The organism is Nocardia sp. NPDC056564, assembly GCF_042793755.1.
Taxonomy (GTDB): domain Bacteria; phylum Actinomycetota; class Actinomycetes; order Mycobacteriales; family Mycobacteriaceae; genus Nocardia.
The window spans coordinates 511,645-537,799 of the sequence record NZ_JBHTUR010000001.1; the positions used below are offsets into that span (position 1 = coordinate 511,645).

Annotated in this window: 17 protein-coding genes; 16 read left to right on the forward strand and 1 reads right to left on the reverse strand. The window is 64.6% G+C overall.

All coding sequences use genetic code 11. The annotated features are described in order from the left end of the window. The first annotated feature begins 24 nt into the window (after positions 1 to 24). The 8 genes from ACFQ9K_RS02335 to ACFQ9K_RS02370 all read left to right on the forward strand — a co-directional run bounded on the left by ACFQ9K_RS02335 (position 25) and on the right by ACFQ9K_RS02370 (position 13,087). Complete coding sequence (locus tag ACFQ9K_RS02335; protein WP_378718332.1) at positions 25 to 1,722, forward strand: hypothetical protein; 1,698 nt, start codon at positions 25 to 27, stop codon at positions 1,720 to 1,722. A gap of 642 nt (positions 1,723 to 2,364) precedes the next feature. Then, positions 2,365 to 4,125: a type VII secretion AAA-ATPase EccA gene (eccA, locus tag ACFQ9K_RS02340; RefSeq protein WP_378718331.1), complete on the forward strand. Its 1,761-nt coding sequence runs from the start codon at positions 2,365 to 2,367 to the stop codon at positions 4,123 to 4,125. A gap of 36 nt (positions 4,126 to 4,161) precedes the next feature. Then, the gene (gene eccB, locus ACFQ9K_RS02345) at positions 4,162 to 5,712 is read left to right on the forward strand and encodes a type VII secretion protein EccB (protein ID WP_378718329.1); all 1,551 of its coding nucleotides are present in this window, start codon (positions 4,162 to 4,164) and stop codon (positions 5,710 to 5,712) included. Next, positions 5,709 to 9,722, forward strand: coding sequence for a type VII secretion protein EccCa (gene eccCa, locus ACFQ9K_RS02350; protein ID WP_378718327.1), 4,014 nt, complete (start codon positions 5,709 to 5,711; stop codon positions 9,720 to 9,722). The genes eccB and eccCa overlap by 4 nt, the downstream gene beginning before the upstream one ends. A gap of 87 nt (positions 9,723 to 9,809) precedes the next feature. Beyond that, positions 9,810 to 10,130 carry a PE domain-containing protein gene (locus ACFQ9K_RS02355; protein WP_378718325.1) on the forward strand — a complete coding sequence of 107 codons (321 nt, stop codon included), beginning with the start codon at positions 9,810 to 9,812 and terminating at the stop codon, positions 10,128 to 10,130. Positions 10,131 to 10,159: 29 nt separating this feature from the next. After that, positions 10,160 to 11,470 (forward strand): PPE family protein, encoded by a 1,311-nt coding sequence (locus ACFQ9K_RS02360; RefSeq protein WP_378982697.1) that lies wholly within the window; start codon positions 10,160 to 10,162, stop codon positions 11,468 to 11,470. A gap of 431 nt (positions 11,471 to 11,901) precedes the next feature. Further along, positions 11,902 to 12,201 carry a WXG100 family type VII secretion target gene (locus ACFQ9K_RS02365; RefSeq protein ID WP_378718322.1) on the forward strand — a complete coding sequence of 100 codons (300 nt, stop codon included), beginning with the start codon at positions 11,902 to 11,904 and terminating at the stop codon, positions 12,199 to 12,201. Further along, entirely contained in the window at positions 12,191 to 13,087 is an 897-nt protein-coding gene (locus ACFQ9K_RS02370; RefSeq protein ID WP_378718320.1) for an ESX secretion-associated protein EspG, read from the forward strand. Before ACFQ9K_RS02365 ends, ACFQ9K_RS02370 begins: the two co-directional genes overlap by 11 nt. A 122-nt stretch (positions 13,088 to 13,209) precedes the next feature. Here ACFQ9K_RS02370 and ACFQ9K_RS02375 read toward each other — a convergent pair whose 3' ends face one another. Further along, positions 13,210 to 13,392: a hypothetical protein gene (locus ACFQ9K_RS02375; RefSeq protein ID WP_378982701.1), complete on the reverse strand. Its 183-nt coding sequence runs from the start codon at positions 13,390 to 13,392 to the stop codon at positions 13,210 to 13,212. A gap of 126 nt (positions 13,393 to 13,518) precedes the next feature. Between ACFQ9K_RS02375 and ACFQ9K_RS02380 the strand changes: the two genes are divergently transcribed. The 8 genes from ACFQ9K_RS02380 to ACFQ9K_RS02415 all read left to right on the forward strand — a co-directional run bounded on the left by ACFQ9K_RS02380 (position 13,519) and on the right by ACFQ9K_RS02415 (position 26,154). Continuing rightward, positions 13,519 to 14,457 carry a MinD/ParA family protein gene (locus tag ACFQ9K_RS02380; RefSeq protein WP_378718316.1) on the forward strand — a complete coding sequence of 313 codons (939 nt, stop codon included), beginning with the start codon at positions 13,519 to 13,521 and terminating at the stop codon, positions 14,455 to 14,457. Further along, a complete protein-coding gene (gene eccD / locus ACFQ9K_RS02385) occupies positions 14,454 to 15,974 on the forward strand; it encodes a type VII secretion integral membrane protein EccD (RefSeq protein ID WP_378718314.1) in 1,521 nt (506 codons plus the stop codon). The genes ACFQ9K_RS02380 and eccD overlap by 4 nt, the downstream gene beginning before the upstream one ends. Continuing rightward, positions 15,974 to 17,329, forward strand: coding sequence for a type VII secretion-associated serine protease mycosin (mycP, locus tag ACFQ9K_RS02390; protein ID WP_378718313.1), 1,356 nt, complete (start codon positions 15,974 to 15,976; stop codon positions 17,327 to 17,329). The genes eccD and mycP overlap by 1 nt, the downstream gene beginning before the upstream one ends. Further along, entirely contained in the window at positions 17,326 to 19,053 is a 1,728-nt protein-coding gene (gene eccE / locus ACFQ9K_RS02395; protein ID WP_378718311.1) for a type VII secretion protein EccE, read from the forward strand. Before mycP ends, eccE begins: the two co-directional genes overlap by 4 nt. A 12-nt stretch (positions 19,054 to 19,065) precedes the next feature. Further along, complete coding sequence (locus ACFQ9K_RS02400) at positions 19,066 to 19,443, forward strand: helix-turn-helix domain-containing protein (RefSeq protein ID WP_378718309.1); 378 nt, start codon at positions 19,066 to 19,068, stop codon at positions 19,441 to 19,443. Between the two features lie 82 nt (positions 19,444 to 19,525). Continuing rightward, positions 19,526 to 20,542, forward strand: a complete 1,017-nt coding sequence (locus ACFQ9K_RS02405; protein ID WP_378718307.1) for a discoidin domain-containing protein — start codon at positions 19,526 to 19,528, stop codon at positions 20,540 to 20,542. Positions 20,543 to 20,550: 8 nt separating this feature from the next. Continuing rightward, entirely contained in the window at positions 20,551 to 21,231 is a 681-nt protein-coding gene (locus tag ACFQ9K_RS02410) for a hypothetical protein (protein WP_378718305.1), read from the forward strand. An 81-nt stretch (positions 21,232 to 21,312) separates the two neighbouring features. Further along, positions 21,313 to 26,154 (forward strand): NAD-glutamate dehydrogenase, encoded by a 4,842-nt coding sequence (locus ACFQ9K_RS02415; RefSeq protein ID WP_378982704.1) that lies wholly within the window; start codon positions 21,313 to 21,315, stop codon positions 26,152 to 26,154. Position 26,155 lies beyond the last annotated feature (1 nt).

Sequence of the window (26,155 nt, forward strand, 5' to 3'; positions counted from 1 at the left end):
ACATCGGGGCGGAGGCATGGCGTAATGCTCGAACTGCCGCATGAGGTCGCGTTCTTCCTCAATTTCGTTGGTGTCCAGTATCCCGATGTCAATGAGGACGATGTGCGTGCGCTCGCACAGCACATGCGGCAGTTCACCCAGAACGTAAACGAGACACACGGTGCGGCGACACAGCTCATCAAAGATATGAATTCGTTCTATTCCGGCTATTCATACAACCAACTTGTCGCTGCGTGGGGTGCGATGAGCGCGACGCATATGGCCGAACTCGACCGCGTCTGCAAGCTCGTGGCCGGCGCGTTGGAGGTCGCCGCCGACGTGATCCTCGCGGTGAAGATCGCCGTGATCGCTCAGCTCGCGGCGTTGACCGTATCCTTTATTACCATTCTCGCGACGCCGGGCATGGGATTGATGACTCCCGCGCTGGCCGCCGCCGCGCGACGCGTGTGCACGCAGATGGAGCAGAGTGTAATAGGCTATGTGGTCGCTGAGGTAGTAGGCAAGGCCATCGAACCCTTCGAGCACGCTATCGACGACATGATAAAAGGGCTGGTTTATCGCGCGGTCATGCCGGAAGGCGCCAATTTACCGTCAGATTCCACGGCCGAGACTTTGCGTATCGAGCCCGACGAGGTCCTGCGCAGTGCAGACATGCTCGACAGCTATGCCGATGAAATCCTGCAGCACGCGAACAAGTTTGCCACCGATGTATCCGCACTCGATTTTGCGACCCCCGGTAGTCACAACGAGATTACTCTAACTCCTGGCAATTACCAGATGCCGCTGCTGCGTCGACCGCTCGAGTTGCCTCGGATCGGAAGTGCCGATATGCCGGTCCCGATTGTCGGTGCTTCGAATACCGTACCGAGTCCGGCCGGCGCGAATGAAGTACTCGAGCGACGCTCGTCGTCTGCCGTCGTTGAAGCCGGTCGTCAGCCACCGCCGCAGGCGATAGACCACATTGGGGCCCCTGGTACGTCGGCACCTGGCAACAACCCTGCGGACTCGACCGTGACGGGCGACACCGTATCAACCCGATCTTGGCCGCCGAGCGCGGCCGTCGGCAGCGCACTGGAAGACGCAGTCCCCAGACCGACGTCCGAACCGATCACCGCCGACCACCAGTCGAGCTCGGACCCGGTCGGCGATGTGCCGTCAGATCGCCTGCCGGAGACCATATCGACGAAATCTCTCGATTCTTATGCAAATTCACTCAGCCCCGTTGCCGCGATCACAGCTGCGGCGCCGACACTATCCGCTGAGGTCGATGCCGTACACGATGATCTGGGGTCAGCTCCTGGGCCTGCTACCCCTGCACAGTCTCGGGGTGGACAGACTGACGGTCCGCAGGGGTCCGCTCTGCGGCAACCGGAGGCTCGCAGTGGTCCGGCTAATCCGGGCAGCCCGTGGGCTCGTTCCGGCCGAACTTCTGATAGGTCGGCGAGTGCTACGAAAGTCGTACGTCCTAAGGTACTTCCCCCTGCCGGCAGTGCTCCGGGGCGTGGATCGTTGGCGACTCCCTGGTCGAAACCGGACCGTGCGACCAACGCGCCGCCCCGGGTGTTCGTGCCGACCGAGGGCGACGTGAACCGCACCGGATCGGTCAACAAGAAGCCGACGGAGAGGGACGAGGCGGAGCTCGAAATGAATACTGCGAAAACAGAATCGAAGTCGGCTCGGCCCTCTGTCATCGCGCCATCCGTGCCACGTCCTACGGCTTGAGTTCGGATATTAGGCACACGCTGAGCTTCGTCGAAATTGGGTCCTCCGAGTGCTCGGCCGAAGTTCATTGGCGACCACCGGGATGTTCCGGGGTGCGGCGGTCGATCCGGGCAGTAAGACGATCGACCGCCGCCGACAGGGATCGCCTGGCGAAGGTGAGGCGACCCGCTGCCGAGAGTGAGTGCCCAATTGGGCTCTGAACTAGTCGACCCCGGTGCGGAGGGAGCAGCAGAATCACCGATCCACCGAAATCATAACACTGTATGGCGGCCCACAAGATTATGGCTCTCAAAATGACAGCATAGAATTGTGCGGCCCGTGACGGGAAGGTGACCGTATCGGGGTCGCGATGGCCAGTGATCTGTCTGGCTGTTTAGGTGCGGCGACCGGCCGAGGTGGGGGTGGGTCGACCAGTCGCCGCTGGGAGGGTTGGCGGGATGAGGAACCTGCCAACCGAACTAATCCTATCTCATTTTTATGAGCCATTCAATAACGCGCCACTAAATAACGGTATATTTGCTGTAAAGATGCGCGCAATCGGTGGGCGACTGCCACCTTCCCGGTGCTGGGAACGCCCAGGTCAAATCCGGACGCGCCGCGGCTATCGTCGACCGAGCCAGATCGTCTGAAGGGAAGTCCGAGTTGACAGCGGCTGAGGACGCTTTTTACACCGGCGTGCAATCTCTCGGATTGGTCGCCGGTGGCGTGCGAAACGACGAGCATGCCACAGCGGCCTTCCGGGCCGCCACGAATCTGGATCCGGACATGTGCGATGCGTGGCTGGGCCGAGCGATGGCCGGTGAGGTCACCTCTGAGGTGATTTACGGCGCGTACCGATCGGTGCACAACCTTTATCGGGATCAGCAGCGAGCTGGTCTTGCCGATCGCGCGCTGTGGTGCCAGGTCGAAATGGGCATGTACGGCTTGCGAATCGCGATGGCCGATCGCGATCAGATCGCGGTCGCGCAGGCCTGCTCATACGCCGAGGCAGGCGAATGGCAGGAAGCCGCAGTGATTCTCGACAGCGTGCCCAGCGACGACGTGGCCGACTTCGTGCGCATGTCGCTCTATTTCCGCACCAGCCGCTGGCCGGATGTGCTCACCGCCCGTAACGCGCGGCCCGTGCTCGACGACGGGCTGCTCGATATCGCGGCCGAGCTCATGTCGGCGGAGTCGCTCGCGCATCTCGGACGGGTGGACGAGGCACTACCGCGTGCGCAACGGATCGTCGAGGAAAGCGCATCAGGTAACAAGTCCTATATTTGGGCGGACGCGCACTACCTGCTCGGAATGCTGTTGCGACGCAATGGGGAGCACGAGGTCGCCGACAAGATATTGAAGGGTCTCCAGGGCTCGAACCTGTGGGCGCAGCGTCCAGAATGGTCGCGCGCATTGCGTGACAAGACGTTCCAACTCGAGATTGTCCCCGCCGAGGTCATCGCGTCGCGCACAGACAGGTGGGATGCGAAGTCGGGAGACGATCCCGCTGAAGTCGCTGCCTCGGCCGCCCGGGCCGAGCGGGAGAGCCTGCAAGCTGAGGCTTCGGAACTGCTGCAAGCACAGATCGGCATGGATTCGGTCAAGGAGCAGGTCGAGCGGCTGAAGTCCGGTGTGCTGATGGACCAGGTTCGCGCGAAACGCGGATTGGCGGTGGAGGCTCGTTCGCAGCATCTCATTTTCTCCGGCCCCCCCGGCACTGGTAAGACCACCATCGCCCGGGTGATCGCCAAGATTTTCGCGGGGCTTGGGGTCGTCGAGAACGCCGAAGTGATCGAGGTGTCACGCAATGACATGGTTGGCACCCACCTCGGTCATACCGCTCCGAAGACGAACGCGTTGATCGATTCCGCGCTCGGCGGGGTGCTGTTCATCGACGAGGCGTACACCCTTATCCAGGAAGGGCTTTCCGGCGGCGACGCCTTCGGGAAGGAAGCGGTCGATACGTTGCTTGCCCGCATGGAGAACGATCGCGACAAGTTGGTCGTGATCATCGCCGGATACGAGGACGAGATCGACCGATTCCTCGGCTCCAACGAGGGTCTCGCCTCGCGGTTCACCAAGCGGATCCGATTCGCCAGCTACGAACCCGACGAACTGGTGCGGATCGCCGAACAAATCGCACGCAGCAAGGACTCGGTGCTTTCCGAGCAGGCGCGCGAAATCCTGCATGCCCGCTGCGGTGAGCTTGCCGGTCGGACGAAGAACGGCCGCCGGTTGATCGATCTGGCCGGCAACGGCCGCTTCGTGCGCAATGTGATCGAGGCCGCCGAAGCCGAGCGCGACTACCGCTTCACCAGGGAAGGCATGGACATCGGGTCGATGACCGACCAGGAGTTGATGACCATCGATGCCTTCGATATCACCGCGGCGCTGGAAGGGCTGGCCCGGACCACCTCGGCCTAGCGAAAGGGACCAGAACCGGTGGCGCGTTTTCGAGTAGTGACCAAACACCAGGTCTCGGGCTGGCGTTTCCTGCTTCGCCGGATGGAGCATGCGCTGGTTCGCCGCGATGCCTCGATGATGGACGACCCGCAGCGAGGGCGGGCGACCGCGTTATCGATCGGCATCGCACTGGCGTGTGTTCTGGTCGCTGGTGCGGCAGCATTGGGCTTCTTCAAACCGGCAAAGCAAGTGGCCGACGCCAAAATCATCGCCGAAGCCGATTCCGGAGCGTTGTTCGTTCACCTCGGTGATCGCCTCTATCCGGCGTTGAACTTGACCTCGGCGCGGCTCGTTGCGGGAGAGGCAGCCAACCCGGTGTCGGTTTCTCGCGAGGAATTGGCGAAGTATCCCCGTGGCCCGATGGTCGGTATTCCGGGGGCGCCCGGCAGCATTGCCGACAGCCGTGACCGGAACTCGTCGTGGACGGTGTGCGACGTCGCGAAAGTCGGTGCGGCCGCACCGGTCAGCCCGACGACCGGATTGCCGACGGTCACTCTGTCGCCGGTGCAGACCACCGCCATCGGCGGTCCACTCACCATGGACAACGACGCGATTCGTGGCCTGGCGCCCGGCGAAGCGCGGTTGATGCGGGACAGCACGACCACCTGGCTGATTTACGGCGACGTAGAAAAGGGTGTGGTGCGCGCCGCCATAGACCTGCGCGACTCGCCGGTGACCCTCGCCCTCGGCATCGACCCGACCGCGACGGTGCTCGCCGTGTCCAAGGGTTTGATCGACGCGATTCCAGAGGTACCCCCGCTTCGGGTGCCCGGCGTTCCAGGGTCCGGCATGGCGGTGACGCTGAGTTCAGGCCCGATCGTCGCGGTGGGGTCGGTGCTGTCGGTAGCGACCCCCGACCGCGGTGCCGCCTACTATCTGGTGTCCCAATCCGGCGTGGTACGAATCAGTTCGGTGCTCGCGGCGATGTTGCGTAACGCCGATTCGCACGGCTCCATCACCAATCTCGTCGTCGGCCCCGACATGATCGCGGCAAATCTCCGGCCGGGGTCCTGGCCCGGAACACAGACCTTCCCGAACAGTCCGGTGCGTCTAATCGATCCGAACAGATCCGGCGTGACCTGCTATCACTGGTCGCGCGGGGGCAGCGACCCGAACGCCGCGACCGAACTGCTTGTCGGCAGGCAACTTCCGCTGACCCCGACCGAGCAGCAACGCACCGTCGGCCTCGTCACCGCGCCGCTTTCCCGCGGCACGACCGCCGACGCCGCCTACCTGCCGCGGAACACTGGCCGCTTGGTTCAGGTCACCGGTGCCGATCCGGCGTCGCCTCTGCGCGAATCGCTCTACTGGATCTCCGACAGCGGTGTGCGGTACGGAATCGCCGTCGAACGCAACGACTCCGGTGCCAACAGAACCTCAGATCCCACATTGACCGCCCTGGGGCTGGGATCGCCGGTCTCAGCCCCGTGGAGCGTCGTGTCGCTGTTCGCGGTCGGTCCGACGCTGTCGCGCCGCGACGCCCAGATCGTGCACGACGGCATTCCGACGGACAAGGCCGTCGCCGGATTGGGCGGAGGGACGCCGTGACGAGCACGCGTAGGTTCGTGCGGCCCGCTCGGATAGAGCGCGGTCCGAAGGCGCCGGCGGTCACCGAGTTGCGCCTCGCGGCGCCCACCGAATTGCCGAAACCCGTTCCGCCGTCCCGGCTCAAGATGATCATGCCGGTCGTCATGGTCGCGGGAATGGGCGGAATGATGGTGATGATGTTCCGCGGCGGCGGAGCCGTGTCACCGATGATGATGTTCTTTCCGATCATGATGCTGGTGTCGATGGGCGGCATGATGGGCGGCGTACTCGGCGGCAACTCCGGTGCCGGCGCGGCGGGTCTGAACGAGGAGCGCAAGGACTACCTGCGCAGCATCGCCGACAACCGGAAAACCGTGTGGGAGTCGGAAGTCGAGCTGTTCGAGTATCTGCGCTACACCCACCCCGGACCGGCCGAAATCGCCAGGCTCGTCGGCGGAAAGCGGATGTGGGAGGTGCAGGTCGCTAGCCCGCAGTTCATGCGGGTGCGGGTCGGGCGTGGCCGGATCGCGAACCAGGTACGGGTGATCGTGCCCGAGGCCGCGCCGACCTCCGATTTGGATCCGGTCGGTGTCGTCGAGGTGACGAAGTTCGCGAAGGCGTACTCGACGGTCGGCGGGATGCCGGTCGCCATCAACCTGCTTTCGGCGCCGCAGGTCGGCCTCGACGGCGATGCCGAGATGGTGGCCGGCCTGGTACGCGCGATGATCGCCGAGGTGGCGGTATTGCACGGACCGGATCAGGTGTCGATCGCTGCGGTACTGTCCGATCCCGATGCGCCGCAATGGTCTTGGCTGAAATGGTTGCCGCACACTCAGCATCCGAGCCAGACCGACGCGATCGGGCCGAGCCGGATGGTGTACCGCACCGTCGCGGAACTGCGGACGGCCGTACTTGCCGGACTCAACCGGGGCCCGTTCTCCGCTAACTCCGAACCCTCCATGGACCGAAAGCATTTCGTGCTGATCGTCGATGTCAGCGGTCCGGCCACCGACCGTGATATCTCCGGTATCGACGGGTGCACGTGGCTTCGCTTGGGCGGCGCGGAGCAGACGTTGCCGCGTGCGCTGCGATTCACCGTGGGTGCAGACCGGGCGTTGCACGAGGTGACAACCCGGGGGAGCCGACGTGTCGGGGTGGCCGATCTGATGACGGTGCCCGCCGTCACCGCGGTGGCTCGCGGCGTCTCGCCCTACCGGTTGTCGACGGTGGTGGAAGCCGTTGCCGCCGAGCAGGCCAAGGGTAGCGCGAGCTGGGAGGAGATGCTCGGCATACCGGATCCGGGGGCGATCAGGGTCGACCGTCAATGGCCTCGACTGCCCGACGGCGACCGGTCGAGGCTGACCATTCCGTTCGGACATGACCCGATGGGCAGCACGGTGTACCTCGACATCAAGGAGTCGGCCGAGGAAGGGATGGGGCCGCATGGCATGTGCATCGGCGCCACCGGCTCGGGAAAGTCGGAATTCCTTCGCACGCTTGTGCTTTCAGCGGTGGCGACACATTCGCCGGACGTGCTCAACCTGCTGCTCGTCGACTTCAAGGGTGGCGCCACTTTTCTCGGCTTCGACCGGCTTTCCCATGTCACCGCCGTGGTCACCAACATGGAGGAGGAGGCCGATCTCGTCACCCGTATGGAAGACGTGATCAACGGCGAAATGGCTCGGCGGCAACGTATCCTGCGTGACGCGGGCAATTTCGCCAGTGTGGCCGACTATGAACGCGCACGCGAGCAGGGCGCCCAACTATCCCCATTGCCAACACTTCTCGTCATCCTCGACGAGTTCGCGGAACTGCTGGAGCAGTACCCGAACTTCGCCAAACTCTTCGTCGCCATCGGCAGGCTAGGCCGTTCGCTGCGCATTCACCTGCTGCTCTCGTCACAGAAGGTGCCCGCGAATCGAATGGGAGAGTTGGAAGCTCACCTGTCGTACCGAGTCGCGTTGCGCACCAACCAGACCAGCGACTCGCGCGACGCCATCGGCACCGCCGACGCTTACCATCTGCCGAAGAAACCGGGCTCGGGATACCTGCGTGTCGGCTCCGGTGACCTGCAGCGATTCCAAGCCGCATATGTGGGCGGTCCCTATACTCCGCCCGCGCTGGCGACCACCGCCAGTGCTCAGCGGGCCCGGCGGACTGGCGGCGGCTACCGGCCGCCGCAACCGTTCACGGCAGCGCACATCTTGGACGCGCGTCCGGTCCAGCCGGTTGAACCGGAGCCGGTCGTTCCCGAGGCGGAGGCACCCGAGATCGACCCGGCGACCGTCATGGAGACGGTCCTTCAGCAATTCGCCGGCCATGGGCGGCCCGCGCACAAAATGTGGCTGCCACCCCTCGGCGTACCACCGACATTGGACCAGTTGATCACCACCGCGGTCCCCGGGTCACTCAAATTGCCGATGGCGATTGTTGACAAGCCTCGCCAGCAGCGGCAGGACGTGTGGTCGATCGACCTGTCCGGCGCCGGCGGGCACGTCGCCGTAGTCGGTGGGCCGCAGTCGGGCAAGTCGACCGCGCTGCAGACGTTGATCATGTCGGCCGCGCTCACGCATACACCAGAGCAGGTGCAGTTCTACTGCCTCGACTTCTCGGGTGGACTCTCCGGGCTCCGCGCCTTACCGCATATGGGATCGGTTGCCGCCGCAAGGGAGGTCGATCGGATCCGGCGGACCTTCGCCCTGATCACCGGACTACTCGCCCATCGGCAGGCGTTGTTCAGCGAACTCGGCATCGACAGCATGCGTGAGTTCCGGCGCCGCAGGAACACGCCTGGAGAGTCCGCCGTGATCACCACCCACGGTGACCACCACGGTGATGTCTTCTTCGTCATAGATGGCTGGGATATCGGATTCGCCGTCACCGGACCGTATTTCGACGAGTACCTGCCAGTGCTCGAGTCGATTGCCGTACAAGGCCTCAACTACGGCATCCATTTGGTGATCAGCAGCTCGCGCTGGGCGGCGATCCGGCCGGCCATCAAGGATCTGCTGCAAACTCGGCTCGAGATGCGACTCGGCGACCTCACCGACACCACGTTTCTGCAACATCGCGCGGTGGTCGCCGCGATCCCGCCGGATCGGCCTGGGCGTTCGGTGTCGACCGAGGGTCTGCACATGCTCACCGCGCTGCCGCGCACCGACGGGGTCGGCGACTCCGAGTCGGCGGCCGCGGGACTTGCCTCGGCGATCGCCGACCTGACGCGATCGGTGCCCGGCCGGCGCGCACCTGAGGTAAAACTGCTTCCCGCTCGCATCGGCATGGACGAGATCCGCGCCGCGATGCCGGAGCCGGTCGATCTCGCCCAGCGGCTGGTGGTGCCGTTCGGCGTCCGCGAGTCCGATCTCGGCCCGGCCGCAGTCGATTTCGGCGTTTCCACCCACCTGATCGTCCTCGGCTCATCCGGATGTGGAAAGTCGACGGTACTCGCGGCGTTGCTTTCCTCGATCCGGGCGCAGTTCACCAGCGAACAGGCCAGGGTGCTGCTGGTCGACTATCGACGCCAGCACATGGACGCGATCCCGGACGAGCAGTTGATCGGATATCTGACCAGCGAGCGTGATGTACAGGATGGTCTGCCTGGATTCGCGGCGAAAATGCGGGAGCGCCGTGCTCCCGACGGGGTAACCTCGCAGCAGCTCAAAGCGCGATCCTGGTGGACCGGGCCGGAAATTTTTGTAGTTGTCGACGACTACAACATGGTTGCGCAACGCGGAATGATGAATCCGCTGGACCCGCTGAAAGATATTATTGTGGACGGGCGCGATACGGGTTTGCATGTGATCATCGCCCGCAATATCGCCCAGGCCGACACGGCGTTGTACGACAGCGTGCTCGGCCAGATCAAGAACCTCAACTCGTCGGGCCTCATCATGGACGGCTCGAAGCTCGACGGCATTCTGATCGGTGACGTCAAGCCGACGAAGCAGCCGGTGGGCCGGGGGATCTTCGTAGAGCCGCTGCACTCACGACGTGATCTTGTGCAGGCCGCCTGGGCGCCGTCAGAAGCTTGATTCGGAGCCGTCCCCAAGGGTGGGAATAACTTAACGTTCTGTTTGTATCGCTCGCCACGAGCCGACGCTCGTTATCAGGAGGACTCCATGTCTCTCGAAATTATTCCGGAGCAGCTTCCCATTATCGGCGCGCAGCAGACCGCGAATGCCGCGAGTCTCTCCGCTGCCGCGAGCGCTACCCAGGTTGCGGCTACGCCGGTGCCTGCGGCCGCCGACGCGGTGAGTGGCTGGGCCGCGAGTTTCTTCGGTGCCTATCAGCCGACATTCTTCGGCATGTCGACCCAACCCGGGATTGCCAACCTGGTCACCGGCTCGCAGGAGCTGACCCCGGTCGCCGCTCTATACACCGCCGATGATCTGACCGGTAGCGCGAACGTCACCGCTGCCGGTTCGACTGTTCCGAGATAGGGCACGGGCTCCTCGTCATGTCTCCGCTTATGTTCGACTTCGGAGCGGCACCACCAGAATTGGCCTGTGCGATGTTGCTGACAGGTCCTGGCGAGGCGCCGATGAGCGCCACCGCGGCGGCGTACGCGCAGATGGCGGATGCTTTGCTCGCGGCAGCGGGCGGGTCCGATGGTTCTACCGGTGCGTTGTCCGCGTCCTGGCGTAGCCCCGCCTCCGACCAGGCCCAGGCCGCGTTCCGAAATCATGCGAACTGGTTGCGTCACCAGTCTGCGGTCGCCGGACGGGTTGCCGCGGCCGCCGCCGCGGTAGCCGCCGCCTATTCGGCGGCGCGTACCTATGCGGCGGCGATGTTGCCGGTGATCATGGCGAACCGTGCCACCTCGGTCGGACTCGCCTCCACCAACGCGATGGGACAGAACACCCCTGCGCTCGCCGCGAACGAGGCCGTATATATCGGGTTGTGGGCGCAGACCGCCGCGGTCATGAATGCCTATGCGGGTCAGGCGATGAGCGCACTGTCGACGGTTCCGCCGCCGACGATGCCGCCCAGTATCGCGATGCCAGGCGGGGGCGGCGCTCCTGCGTCCGCGCCAGGCGTCCCCGGTGCCGGTGGCATCGGTTCTCCGGTCGGCTCAGCCAATGCCGGAGATACGGTAAGCACCTTGGCAGAGCAGACCGGTGGCCCTGGGCCCCAAGCCGGAGACTCGATCTCTGAGGCCGCTCAGGCGGTGTCCGATCAGCCGTTATCGCCGGATGCGCTGACGCAGCAGGCGATTTCCGACGTGAATCAGGCTGCGAATTTGAACTCCGATTCGCTGGCCGACCCAGTGTCGAATGGCGTCGACGGTGGTTTGTCGCAGCATGGCTTCGCGGGAACGTCGCCGTATTCGCCCACCCTCGCTGGATTGAACGGAAGCGTGGGCAGCCTCGTTCCGTTGAGCATGATCCGCGGCGGACTCGGTCAGATGTCCGGGGCCTCGACGGGATTTCGGATGCCGACGAATTGGTCGTCTATGGGTCCGGGAACAGCGTTCGGTGCGTCACCTCAGCCGGTCGCCGGTGCTCCCGTCGGCCGGGCCGCCGCGCCGCGCGGTGCATCCGCGCCGGCCGGACAGTTGCGCAGGCGCGCTGACGAGATCCAGCGCAAGTCCGGCAAAGTTTTCACTCCGGGCGACCTGTACGAAGTGCCGCTGCTGGATCGAGCACCGGCGATAGGTGTACTCGAATACAGCGACGGCGACGGACCGGACGAATCAGTCTTCGACGACCGAGTGCTGCTCGGTGTCCTACAGCGGGACGACGAGGATTCGGCGCCCCCTACCCAAGAACGTCCACGGTGAATCTCGCCGAGGCGAAAGTGAGATCGATCGCGAAAGGAACGCGAGATGGCCATTACACTCCACGGCGATGCTCAGACAATGCAGACGTCGGCGAATCAGACCGTCGGCTGTGCCGGCGAATTGGGTAGTCACATAACGTCAGTAAGATACGTGCAGGCTGAATTGCAGACGGCGGTAGTCGGGCAAGCAGGAACCAGTATGTCCCAAGTCCTCACGAATTTGTGCGCTGCGGGGGACAAACTGAAGGCCAGGCTGGAGCAGATATCCAGCGACCTGAGCACCGCTGGTGTGCGGGTGGATGCCCAAGATATGGAAAGTTCAGCGGCTGTCAACTCCGCTGCCGCTAGCGGTGGGGGCGCCACCAAAGTGGATACCGCGACGTGGGCGTAGTCCACGAGTAGTTCAAACAAACTAATCCGAGAGGATCTATCATGAAATACGCTTACGCTGCGGTGGACGAGCATGGTGCAACTTTGCAGTCTGTCTTGAGCGGCATGGATGACAACCTGAACAATATTCGGACGTTGCGTAATCGTCTGCTGTCCGAATTTCAAGGTTTGGGAGCAAACGGCTATCAGGAAGTCATGCAAAGTTTCGACGTAGATATCGCCGACTACCAGACCACACTCAACAATGTGAAACTCGCGATCGTGCAGGCCGCCGGTACCCAAGGGATCATGCACACCACTGATCAGGCCAACGGAAATAGGTTCTTGGCAGGTGGGCACTGACATCTCCTCGTGGAGTGCAGTTGCCACGTCTGCTGAGTGGGTATCCGGTTATGGCATGAATGCCGATCCTGTCGCGATCAACCTGAACGTCGATGCCGCACTGTTGTTGAAAGACATGGTCGGCATCGACTCCTACCCTCCGGTACTGGCACTGATGCCGAATATCGAGAAAGTGGAGGACCGGGACCGGGTACACGCTGTGGTCGCCGCTGACCTCGCTGAAGTGGGGGTCATCACCGGCGACCGCGTGCACCCGATGGTCGAGCATTGGCTGCGATGTTTGTATCGGCCAGACATGGAGTTGGTCGGGCGGATCGTGAGTATCGGCCGCGACAGCGGGCCGAATGCGATGCTACGGCTTTCCCTGGTGCGCTGCGGAGAGAGTCACGTATTGGCGTTGCGTTGCGACGATGAGGTCGTCATTCAGTCGGTGTTTCAGGAACATCGGCAGTTGGACACGGTGGCCGCAGCCGTCGCCGCGGCGCTCGGCCCGTATCCCGCTCTGTATTTCAATCCGTTGACCGCGACTTTGGAGGAGTTCACAGCGGTACCGGCCGAACCCGCCGATCGACCGTGGGCGTTGCTCGAGCTCGGCGCATCGTCTCAGACTGCGACCGTGCTTACCCGCGCGCTGGACGAAATAGTGTGCCGCGCGGAGATTTTGATGACTGAGCATCGGGACGGCGGATCGGTGGAGACGTCGGTGTGTTTGAGCGTGTTGGACACATTGTCCGGGCGGATCGTCGTCACGCCCGGTGTCGCGATGGATGGCGAGGTGCGTTCGACGTACCGACCTGGCGACGACGAAGCACTGCAGGCTGGCATTGCCGCTTTGGTCGACCTGTTGCCGAGCCGGAGTTGGTTCGGTACCAGCCGGATTCGTTGAGCGTCCGGCGAAGAGTGTGAGAGGGACGATTGACCATGAGCCGAGGATCGGGCACGAATGGACACGCGGTCGAATCCACGCGACCGCAAGGTGGCTACGATGCGTACTTCGCGGCGGAGGGCTCAGCCGGTCCTGCGCAGCACGCGGAGTTCGCGCACCGGCCGGGCGATCCCGTGATCGGTCAACCGGGTGAGCGGCCGCCGATGGGTGCGCTCGCCGGCGGCGCGTTGCCGCAGGGCGTGAATGCTCCGTCGCGACCGCCCACTTCGGATCCGGCCGGTCCGGTTGAGCAACAGGCAAGCCATCAGTCGCAGACTCACGCAACCGGACAGGAAGTCGCCCGTCCCGGGTCGCCATGGGCTCCGGAACGCGTCGAACGGACACCGCACCTGTCCCAAGGCGTCGAAGTATTGCCAGCCACGCTGACGTCAATGGATCTGCTCGCCGAAATCACGGCGGCGAACCGCGCCAAGCTCCGGTCGAGCAGCGGCATGCGCGGCGCGCTCAACAAGGTCGGGTTCAACCTCGGCCTCTCACCGGCCGAGCAGCGCGCGCAGGATCGCCTCGGTGTGATCCGCCGTCAACTCACCACCACCTACCAAATCGCGGTGGTCAGTGTGAAAGGTGGTGTGGGCCGGACTACTACGGCGGCCGCGCTCGGTTCCACGTTCGCGGATCTGCGTGCCGACAGAGTCGTTGCGATAGACGCGAATCCGGACTTCGGTGATCTCCCGACCCGCACGAGACCGCACCCTTACGGACTGACATTGCGCGACCTGGTCCAAGCCTCGAACCTGGAGGCATTCTCGGCGGTCCAGTCGTTCGCGTCGATCAACTCGTCCGACCTCGCCGTGATCGCGTCGCCGTGGACCACGGAGGCGGTGCAACCGCTTAGTGGGCAGGAATACGGCGCGGCTGTCGAGCTCCTGCGACGGCACTACAATTTGCTGCTTGTCGATTGTGGTACCGGTGTCCTCGATTCGGTGACCAGTGCCGTGCTACACACAAGCAACGCGGTAGTCGTGGTGACGCCGGCGAGCGTCGGCGGCGTCAAAGGCGCTGTCGCGACGTTGAATTGGCTGAACTCCCACGGTCTGCAGCATCTCGTCGCCAAATCGGTGGTCGCCATCGTCCATCAACAACGGTCCAAGCCGATCGTGGATATCGAGGCGATCGAGAAGCTGTTCGAGACCGCACAGCGTCCGACGCGCCTCGTGCCGTACGACGAACACCTGGCCGAGGGCGGCGAGGTCGATCTGCGGCTGTTGGAGCGGGGAACCCAGCTTGCGTTCGAGGAACTCGCGGCGGCGCTCGCCGAGGGCTTCCCGAACTATCTTGCGGGTGCCGGCGACCGAGGAGGATGGCGATGAGTACCGCGGTCGTGCCGACACCGACTACTTCCGCGTCACCGTCGGCCGAAGTGGCCAGGGCGCGGATCGCCGTCATGGTCTCCACCTATCAGGTGGATGTCGTCGTGCCGACCAAGTTCACTATCGAGACCTTCATCGATGACCTGATCGCCGTGCTGGCTAAGGCGATCGACGACGAGAATGTGAATTTCACCCCGGCGAGCGGGCAGTGGAGCCTCGCTCGGCCCGGCGAGCCGCCGATGCCGCGCTGGCGCAGCCTCGCTGACCACGAGGTCGTCGACGGCACCGTGTTGATGCTGGCGACCGTGGAATCCGCCGAGGTGTTCACCCCCGTTGTCGAGGACATCACAGACGCGCTCGCCCTGATCAACGAGCGCGAGTTCGCCGAGTACGACGAGGCGACCGTGGCGATCACGGGCTTGTCCGCCATGGGAGTCGGCGCGATCGTCATCGCGGCGCTGCTGTCGTGGTCGTGGACGATGACCGGATCGGTCGGATGGTGCGCGTTGCCCGCGCTGGTACTCGGCGCGGCGTCCTGGGCTGCGGCGCTGCTGGCTCGCCGCCGGAATGCCACGTCGAGGGTGTGTTTGGGCGCGGCGCTGTCCGCGATTCCACTGCTGTTCGCCGGTGGTGCCATGCTCGTGCCGCCCGCCTACGGCGAGCCAGGTCCGTTCGCGGCGGCGAATCTGGCCGCCGGTGCCGTAGTCGCGGCCGTTGCCGCCGCGGCGATGATGCGCCTGACTGGTGTCGGTATTGCCACTCTGATGGCGGTCACCGTGCTCGGTGTGCTGGTCGCCATCGTCGCGATTCCGCTGACCTATCTGAATGTTTCGGAGCGGCAGGCGGTCGGCGGGGCGGTTTTTCTCGCGTTGATATTGCTGACCGCCGCCCCTCGGTTGGCGGTTGTGATCGCGCGGATCAGGCCCCCTGATCTGCCCGACCCCGGCACCGATGTCGCCCCGACCACGTTGACCGACATCTTCGATGCCGAAGCGGTCGGCGTGGATGATCCGGAGCGAACAGACGATACGGATCGTAAGCGTGCGGGGACCATCGAGAGTCGGGCCCGGCTCGCTGTCACGAGCCTGCGCGGGCTGATCGCCGCGATCTCGACCGTGCTTGCGATCGCGACGGTGCTCGCCGCCGCGGCTGGACCAGGGGGGATCAGAGAGATCGTGCTGTCTGCCGCCGTCGCAGGACTGCTCGCCATGAGATCGCGCTGGTTCCCGGACCGGGTGCAGGCGATCGCGCTGGTGTACGGGTCCGTGCTCACCGTGGCCGGGACCGCGTTCGTGCTGGTCGGTGCGTACGGCAGTCCGTGGGCACGGCTGATCACGGTGCTCGTGGTCGCTGTTGTTATCGGCCTGGGATGTGTTGTGGCAGTGTGTTTGCCGGGGCGGCGGCTATCACCGGTGACTCGGCGGGTCATCGATCTGATCGAGTACGCGTTCATCCTTGTCGTCCCGATTCTCGCGGTGTGGATCATGGGCGTTTACACGGCGATGCGGGCGATCTGATGGCACTGATCCGCGGCGTGGCTGCCGCATTGGCGGTATTGGCGTTGGCCGCGGCCGCCGCGCCCGCGGTGGCGGTGGTACCGCCGGAGGTGGCGGTCGGCCCCGCCCCGCCGGATGGCCCGCCCGGACCGGAGGTGCCGACCAAGCAGGACAAGGCGTGCCTGGCGACGGGCGTGCTGCCGGACAGCGACCTGTCTCGCACGCCGCCACCAGAATTGGCCCTCGATCTGCCGCGGGCTCGAGCGCTGAGTCGTGGTGGCGGGGTGACCGTGGCGGTTGTCGACACCGGAGTCGGCCCGAATCCCAGACTGCGCGACCTGGTCGGTGGCGGTGACTATGTCGCGGCGGGCGGGGACGGGCTCGCCGACTGCGACGCGCACGGCACGCTGATCGCCGGAATCATCGGTGCCGCAGCTGATCCGGCAGACGGCTTCACGGGTGTCGCGCCCGATGCGCGAATACTTTCCGTGCGTTACCGCTCCGGTGCTTTCAGTGCCGAACGACCCAGTACCGATCAGGCACAACAACTTTCCGCCGATATCCGGACAATGGCCAGGGCGATCACCCATGCTGCCAATCAAGGGGCGGGCGTGATCGCGGTGACGTTGCCCCTCTGCATTCCCGCAGGCGCGCCCATTGATCAATCCATGCTGTCGGCCGCGATCGGCTATGCCGTACACGTTCAGGGTGCGTTGGTCGTCGCCGGTGCGGGGAACACCGGTGGTCAAGGCTGTGAGCAGAATCCCGACAGCGATCCGGCTCGTCCCGACGATCCGCGCAACTGGCGCGATGTCAAGACCATCTCAGTGCCCGGCTGGTTCACACCCGACGTGCTCACCGTCGGTTTCACCACGGCTAACGGCGCGGTGATGCCGGAATCGCTGACCGGACCATGGGTCTCGGTTGCCGCCCCCGGTACCGGCGTCGAATCCTTGGGTCCGGGTGGTGGCGGATTGATCAATGGTGTCGGCGAACCCGGCAAACTGGTGCCGGTCGGCGGGGCGTCGTTCGCCGCCGCGTATGTCAGCGGAGTCGCCGCGTTGCTGCGCTCCCGCTTCCCCAACGAAACCCCCGCCGACATCGCCGGCCGTTTGACCAGCAGCGCGCACGCTCCAGCGCGCGGGGTCGACAATGTAGTCGGCGCCGGGGTTATCGATCCGCTCGCCGCCCTCGCCTATCGGACCCCGCCACAGCCGCCCGTCGGGCTGTACGCGGCCGGGACGGTCACGCTGCCCGCGCCCTCGCGCGCCAAAGACCTCAGGCCCGCGGTCACGGCCGCGATCGTCATCCTGGTGGTCGCGATCTTCGGGATCGGCGCGTCGTCCGCGAAAGCCGCGATCCGGAGGCGACCGTGAGGCTGCCGAGGATCGAGGCGGGCGAGATCGAACGTGGTCCCTTCGCCACCGTGGTGGTCGGTGGCAGCCTGTTGGTGGTCGCGCTGACCGCACAGGTGCCGTGGTGGCTCGCGGTGGCGGTTGCCGTCGGACTGGTGACCATGGTGACGGTGCGCGTCAACGGGCGAACCGGTGCTCGTTGGCTGCTGGACGGGGCCGAATTCCGGGTCGGCCGTTCCGCGCGCGCCGCGGCTCGGGTCGAGTCCGCCGTCGTCCGGGATGTCGAGGTTGCCGCTGGCGTCTGTGGAATCCGCACTGGGTCAACGACACTCGTTGCGATGATTCAGCTCGCGCCCAATCTCGACCTGCCGACGGTCATCGCCGAGAAGAGCGTTTACACCGAAGACACCATTCCGCTCGGCGCGCTGCTGCCGCTGCTCGATCACTACGGTATCGCGGTTGACATCGACATCGTGACCACCGGACAGCGGGTCCGGCCGACCGGCAGCTACAGCATGTTGTACGACCAGCTGGTCGGTCCGCATCCGGTGGTGGGACACCGCCTGACCTGGTTGGTGGTCCGGCTGAACCAAGAACGTAACCTGCGGGCATTGCGACGGCGCGGACCATGCGCGGTCGTCGCGCCGAAGGCGCTCGCCACCGCGGCACATCGAATCGCCGGCCGGTTGCGCGAGCGCGGTATCGCTGCCCATGCACTGCCCGCCGCATCGCTGATCGAGGCGAACCGCATTTTGCACGCGGGTGTGGAACTGTCCGATCTGCGCGAGAAATGGAGTCATCTGGAATCGTCGGTGCCCGGTCGATACGTGACCAGTTTTCAGGTCGACTGGTCCCGCGTGGACAGCGCCGGTCTGGACGACTGCTGGGCCTGGCATCGCGGTCGAACGACCCTGGTGGTGAGCCTGACCGGACCGACGGCCGAGCCGCGCGCGATCGCCCGGTACATCGGACCCGAGGTGACCACCGAACCGCCGGCCTATCTGCGGCTGCTGACCGGCAAACAATCCGATGCCCTGCTCGCTACCCTGCCTTCCGGATCACCCGTCCGGGAACTGCCGTTTGTGCGGCCGCAGCCCGTCGGCTCGCAGGCGGGACTGTTCGCCGAGCTCACCGTCGCGATCGGTCCTAATGGTCAGATCCTCGGCTCGATCAGCGGGCAACCGCGTCATACCCTGGCGTTGCCACTGTTCGACCCGGCCCGCTACAACCCGAGGCGACGTACGATCGACGTACACGCCATGTTGCCGGTCGCGCAGCAGATCGTGTTGCGCGCCATGGTCGTCGGCGCCGACGTCGAGGTGCACTCGACCCGGCCGCAACGCTGGTGGCAATTGGTTTCCGCGGTGGGGGACGAGGCCTCGCTGCGGCTGGCCCCGGACTCGCAGCAGGAGCATCCAGCCGCGGGCGCCGACATCGAGCAGACGGCGGCGACGATCGCGGTCTTCGACAATCTGCCGCCGCGCGCGTCGCCCGCGCAGACCACCGTCACGATCACCGACCCCGGCAGTCCGCGTCGCCGCTCGGTGGATCTGATGATCGATCAGGTCGGCGCCTCGACCGTCGATGTCAGCATTCCGATGCGCACCGTGCGGGTCGACCTGATCGAGCCATGGGGAGAGACCCGCTACTACGACGCTACCGAGCAAGCGCCGACCTCGGTCGCGACGCACAACTCGGCGGCGCCACCACCCGGATTGCCGCCCGGTGGTCGTCGCGTTAGCTGAGAAGGATCGGTAATGTCTATTCCTGTGCCAGTGGATTCCCCATCGGACGCCGATCGCGTCGAATCGGACGACGGTGTCGACCCCATGCCCGCCGACGGCGATGAAGTGGTCACCCCGAGGCAGGCGGCTGCCGAGATTTTCTCCCGCCGCCTTGGTGAGCTGATCGCCGAATCCGTCGTCGCCACCGACGACGGCGCCTCGCGGTCGCTGACGCTGTATTCATTGGCAAAACATTTGGAGTTGGCCTATCCCGATGTCCCTATATCGCAATCGGGTCTTTATCGGTTGATCAATGGCGAGGCCATTCCGAGGCTCGATCTCATTATTGCGCTCGCGCGGGTATTCGATGTTCCCCCTGAGTTTTTCGTGACCACCGAAGCGAAGCCCTGACGAAGGCTGCTTCCCAAACTGTTCCCGCTGATGGGAATCGTGATCCCACGGTCGCGAGACCATTCTGGATACGATTTTAGGCATGCCCGAGAAGGACGCGGGGGATGTTTTTCTCCGCCATCGCGGCGCGGTGCTGGACGCATTGCTGACCGAACCCGCTTCCCCGGTCGCCGCCGAGCTGGAAACGAGCGAGCCGGATCTCGGCGTGCCGTTCGGCGCTGACACCGAACCGATGGGTCCGCCGACGCCGGAACAGCGCCGGTCGGCAGGCGGGCCCAAGGCCAGCGACCGGATCCTCGCTCTGCTCAACGGCACTGTGCCGGAATCGGCCTCCGCACTGGATTTTTCGGCGGAGTTTCCGGATCTCGCCGAGCATGGCATGGCCGCATCGAGAAGTGCTGGGCCTGTGTCGGAAGCTACCGAGCAGGCAGACTCGCGTCGGCAAGCACCGGCCGAAGGACTTGCCGGCAAGGCCCTCACCTACCTGAAGAACCCGAAGATCGCCTTGCCGCTCGGCGCGGCGTTGGTGATCCTGCTCATTGTCGCGCTCGTGAACAGCGGCGGCAAGAACAAGGAAGATTCCGATAGACTTCCGGTCGTCGCTCAATCCGCCGTGCCGACCACATCGAAGCCGCCCCTTTCCGGCGCGGCCGCCCCCGGGGCGATCATCCCGGTGAAATCAGCAGAGTCGCATTGTCCGCCCGGTGGCACACCGGGAATGGACGCGTTCGGTGGACAACAGGGCAAGGCGTGGGCGTGTGAGCGGGCATTCAAGGTGGATGGCCAGGTACTCACCATCGACCTGGGTAAAAGCTATACGGTCGACTCGATCGGTATTGTCCCCGGCTGGGACAGCGTCAGTGCGGACGGCGTGGATCAGTGGCAGAAGTACCGCACGGTGAGCCGGGTTTCGTATCAACTCGACGGGGCCAAAACCAGACTTTTGTATCAGCAGACGCTCGATCAGCGCACGTTGGTGGTGACCAAGATAGATCCGCCGGTGAGCACTACGCGGATCATTCTCACGGTCCTGGCGTCGAAAGGTGACCCGACCATCAACACGGTGGCTATCTCCTCGATCGTGATCACCGGACATTGAGTGGCACGATGTCCAACCTCGTCTGCCAATACTGTTCCCACCACAACACTGGTATGGATTCGCGCTGTGCCCACTGCGGCGGGCCCCTGCAAGCCGTCGAGCAGGCGTTGTCGTCCGCAGCGCATTCGCCGGCGCTCGCCCGGGCCGAGCATGCGGCGGTCGAGGCCACGAGAATCGCGGCGACAGTGGAAAAGGTTGTGGGCAAAGGTATTCCAGCATGGTTGTGGCAGGTCGGGGGTGCGTGCGCCGCTCTGGTTACGGTGCTCGGCGTCGCATTCGCCCATTCGTGCTCGTTGCCCTCGCTGCAGGTGCCCGAGCTGCCCCTTACCCAGTCGCTGCCGCCGGCGATGCGTGCGATCGCCTCCTGTCAGCGTCCGGATCCGTCGTCCAGGACCGACCGATGTGTCATACCGGCGACCGACCCGATCCTGCTCGGCGGCATCGCCGGTGGGCGGGAACTCGCGTTCACCGTGGAGCCGATCGCGCCTGATCGTGTGCGTGCGGATGTCGCGCATTGGCGCGAATCGGGCGCGGTCGTCGTCACCGATGGCCCCGTTTTCGTGGCGATCGGACCGTCGGCGACGGTCTGGTTCGTGAATCGACTGATCGGGCTGCGCCTGGAGACCGACGCGTTCGCTAGCCGGGCGGCGGCCCAGACCTTTATCGCACGCTCAGGGCTTACAACCTGAATTATGAGCCACTATATTGTGGTACATTGAACGGGTGTCTATAAAGCTGGACATTCCTTCGGAGAGTGGGGATCAAGAGAAGTGGTAACCACCCCGCCCCCGAGTTCGCCCCCTCGCTACCGTGGCGAACCGACAGATGTGGAAGCGGCCTACTTTCGTTGGTTGGAGCCGAACTCCGCCGAAGTCACTATCGCCGATCGGGCAGGCCAGATCGTGCACAGTCACCTCGAGCTCGGCGCGGTTCGTCGCCGTGGCACCGCCGCGACGCGGGTGTATCGGTCACTTGAGAACGGGTCGCTCGGTCCGGCGATCCAGATCGTCAACGACGATATGCCGCACCTCGTCGAATCGGTGATCTCGGCGCTACGCCAGTTGGACGTGACGGAGACCGAGATCATGCATCCGGTATTCGATGTCACGCGGGATCGCGAGGGCCGCCTGCTGGCCATTGCACCTCACCGCAGGGAAGGCGAAATCTCTTCCGGGCTGGAAGAGCATCTGCACGAATCGTGGATTCATATTCAGCTGAGTCCCTCGATCGCCGAGGAAACGCTGGATCTGATCGAGCAGGGCCTGCCGCGTGTGCTGGACGAACTGCGGCGCGTCAGCGATGACACACCGGCCATGGTGCACCTCATGACCGCGGTTGCCGACCAGCTGGACGCGGCTGGAAAACAGGGCGCGGACACCGATGCCTCGGAACACGCGGCTCTGCTGCGTTGGCTCGCCGACGGCAATTTCACCGTGCTCGGGTATTGCCACTATCGCTTTCTACGTTCCGGCCCGATGGCCGTCCGGCAAGCCCAGCACGTAGCGGGCAGCGGGCTCGGTGTCCTCTGGAATCCGTCAGGTCCCGCAGCCGATCTCGGCGTGCTCCGGCTGGCCGGCCCCGCTTTGCGGATCGCGAACGGCTCGGTGCAGTCCGCGTTGCCCAGCGCGCAGGATGTCTACATCGTCGGCATTGCCGAATATGGCAAGGCCGAGCCGGACAAGCCAACCGTTTATGGCAATCCGTTCGTGCCCGTGATGGGCGAGCACGTGTTCGTCGGCACCCTCACGGTGACGGGTCTGCACGAGAATGTGCTCGACATACCGGTGATCTCCCGCCGGGTCCGTCAGGTCGCCAACTGGGCCGGCTACGAGCTGAACTCGTTCTCCGGTCGGGCGCTGCTGGAGCTCATGCAGGCTTTCCCGCGCGCGGAGCTGTTCGTCGCCGAAGCCCAGCCGCTCTTCGAAACAGTTTCCGCCATAATGGATTTGGGCGTGCGGAGGCAGGTTAGCCTGTTCCTGCGGCACGATACTCGCAACGACGCAGTGTACTGCCTGGTCTACCTGCCCCGCGATCGCTATTCGAGTGAAGTGCGCAGGCACATGCAGGAGCTGTTGCGGGCCGAGTTCGACGGCTCCAGAGTCGTCTATTCGGCACGGGTGACCGAATCCGATTTGGCTGTTGTCTATTTCACGGTGCACCGTGCGGCGGGGGCCGCAGCTGCCGATGTGTCCGAAGGGAACCGTGGGCGGGTTCAGGAGCTGGTGTTCGCCGCTACCAGAACATGGGCGGACCGGTTGCTCGTCGCGGCGGCGAGCGCGCCCGATATCGCCTCCGATATCGCGCAGGATTATGCAGCAGCGTTTCCCGAGGCATATCGGCACGCGCACGAACCGGACCAGGCGCTGGCTGATCTGCGACGGTTGGAGCGAATCGATGAGATCGACACCCAGTTGTATCGCGGTCCCGACGCCGCACCAGGGGAGTGGCGGTTCGCCCTCTATGTCACCGGTGCTGGAATATCGCTGAGTCGGATACTGCCGGTGTTGCACAGCCTTGGCGTAGAGGTCGGCGACGAACAGCCGCATCGCCTCAAGTTGCGCAAAGGCCCGCGGTGGATCTACGACTTCGGCCTGATTATGCCAGCGGCGATCCAAGACGATATGCCACGGCGCTTCTCGGATGCGGTCGCGGCTATGTGGTCGGGCCGCACGGAGGTGGACGGACTCAACGAACTGGTGCTGGCAGGCCTGGGCTGGCGGCAGATCACCATCCTCCGAGGCTATGCGAAGTACCTGCAACAGGCGGGTTTCGCGTATTCGTTCGACAAGATCACACGAGTCCTGGTTACCAACCCGGACATCGCGCGATTGTTCGTCGAGTTGTTCGCCGTCCGCTTCGATCCCGACGGTGTCGATGTCGACGCCGACCGGATCGCTCAGCGGCTGCGGATCGAGATCGATGCCGTTGTCAGCCTCGACACAGACCGGACCTTGCGCGCCTTACTCGGGCTGCTCACGGCTACCTTGCGTACCAACTACTACTGTTGCGACGACGCCGGTCAGCCACCGGACTATCTCTCGGTCAAACTGAACCCTCGGACCATTGCCGAATTGCCCGAGCCGAGACCGCATTTCGAGATCTTCGTGTACTCGCCGCGGGTCGAAGGCGTGCATCTTCGGTTCGGTGCCGTCGCGCGTGGTGGGCTGCGATGGTCGGACCGCCTGGAGGACTTCCGCACCGAAATCCTCGGCCTGGTGAAGGCGCAAACGGTGAAGAACGCCGTGATCGTACCGGTCGGCGCCAAGGGTGGCTTCGTGATCAAGCAGCCACCGGCACCGACCGGTGACACTGACAGTGACCGAGCGGCATTGCGGGCCGAAGGCATTGCCTGCTATCGCACGTTCGTCTCTGGTCTGCTCGATATCACTGACAATATGGCTGGCGCGACAGGGGAGGTGGTTGCGCCTCCGCGAGTGATGCGGCGTGACGGCGACGACCCGTACCTGGTGGTCGCCGCCGACAAAGGCACCGCCACCTTCTCCGATATCGCGAACGACATTGCGCGCGAATATGGTTTCTGGCTCGGCGACGCGTTCGCCTCGGGCGGTTCCGCGGGTTATGACCACAAGGCCATGGGGATCACCGCCAAGGGTGCGTGGGAGAGCGTGAAGCGGCATTTCGCCGAGCTCGACATCGACACGCAGAACGACGATTTCACCGTCGTCGGCATCGGTGACATGTCCGGCGATGTGTTCGGCAACGGCATGTTGCTGTCACAGCACATTCGACTCGTCGCCGCTTTCGACCATCGGCATATCTTCCTGGACCCGGATCCGGTGGCGGCGCAATCGTTCCTGGAGCGCCGCCGGATGTTCTCGTTACCGCAGTCGTCGTGGGCCGACTACGACACCTCGCTGATCAGTGCGGGCGGCGGTGTCTACGACCGGTCCGCCAAATCGATCCCGGTGACGCCCGAAGTCCGTTCCGCGCTTGCCCTCGGCTCCGCGGTGACAAGGCTGTCGCCGCCCGAGATGATCAAGGCCATCCTGCTTGCGCCCGTCGACCTGCTGTGGAACGGCGGCATCGGGACCTACGTGAAGTCCGCCGCCGAAACCCATACCTCCGTCGGTGACAAGTCCAATGACAGTGTTCGGGTGGACGCGAACCGTTTGCGTGTCAAGGTGATTGGCGAGGGCGGCAACCTCGGGATAACGCCGTTGGGCCGCATCGAGTTCTGTACCGGCGGCGGCAAATGCAATACCGACGCGCTGGACAACTCAGCAGGCGTCGACTGCTCCGACCACGAGGTCAATATCAAGATCCTGCTCGATACCGCAGTGTCCAATGGCGATCTCGCCGTGGAGGAACGGACCGCACTGCTCGGCGAAATGACCAACGAGGTCCTCGAACTCGTTCTGCGCGACAGCATTTCCCAGAACGTGCTGATGGGCCTGGCGCGTGCGGACGCCGAATCGATGGCGGTAGTACATCGTCGTTTGATCGCAGACCTGGAATCGCGCCGGAGCCTGGACCGTTGGCTCGCGGCGTTGCCATCGGACGCCGAACTGGAATCGCGCATAGCGGAGGGGCGTGGGCTTACCTCACCCGAATTGGCGAACCTGATGGCGCACGTGAAGCTTTCGCTCAAAAGCGAGCTCCTCACCGGCGACCTGTTCGACCGTCCCGCGTTCGCGTCCAAGGTGTCCGACTACTTCCCGACGCCATTGCGAAAGCGCTTCGGCGCGGCTATCGACCGGCATTCGCTGCGCCGCGAGATCGTGGCGACCATGGTGGTCAACGAGATGGTCGACAATGGTGGGATCACCTATGCCTTCCGGCTGGCCGAGGAAGCCGGCGTCGGCGCCGACGACGCGGTGCGTGCTTTCGCCGCGGCCGTCGAGATATTCGATCTGCACTCACTGTGGCGGCGGGTCCGCATGGCGCAGTTGCCCACTTCCGCCCGCGACGAGCTCGAGCTCGAGATCAAGCGCACACTCGATCGCGTGTCGCGGTGGCTGCTGACGAATCGTCCGCAGCCCATCGACGTCGATGCCGAGATCGCGCGTTATCGACGCGGTGTCGCCCGGCTCTCGACGATCGTCCCGGCGTGGCGTGCGCCGATCGCGAACGACATGATCCGGCGCTCGCAGCACGCGATCGACGGTGGCGCGCCGCGGGAGCTCGCCGAAGAGGTATTCCTACTGATCTACAAATTCCCGTTGCTGGACGTGCTCGATATCAGCGAGCGCGCCGACCGCGACCCGGCGGAGGTCTTGGCGCTCTACTACGCGCTCGATGAGCACTTCGGGATACAGCGGCTATTGAACGCGGTAGCTCACCTGGACCGCGGCGATCGGTGGCGCGCTCTCGCTCGGCTCGCTATCCGGCATGATCTCTACGGTTCGCTGCGGGCATTGACCCTTGATGTGCTTGCGGTGGCCGACTCCAGCGACAGCGCGGCGGAGAAGATCGCCTATTGGGAGTCCACCAACCGGTCTCGCCTGGCGCGCGCTCGCGCGGCGCTACACGAGATGCTGGAGGCCAACACACACAATCTCGCGACCTTGTCGGTCGCCGCGCGGCAGGTGCGCGGGATGGTGAGCGGCGGCGCGGCGGCTGCGGTTCCGGTTGCCACGGCACATATCGGTTAAT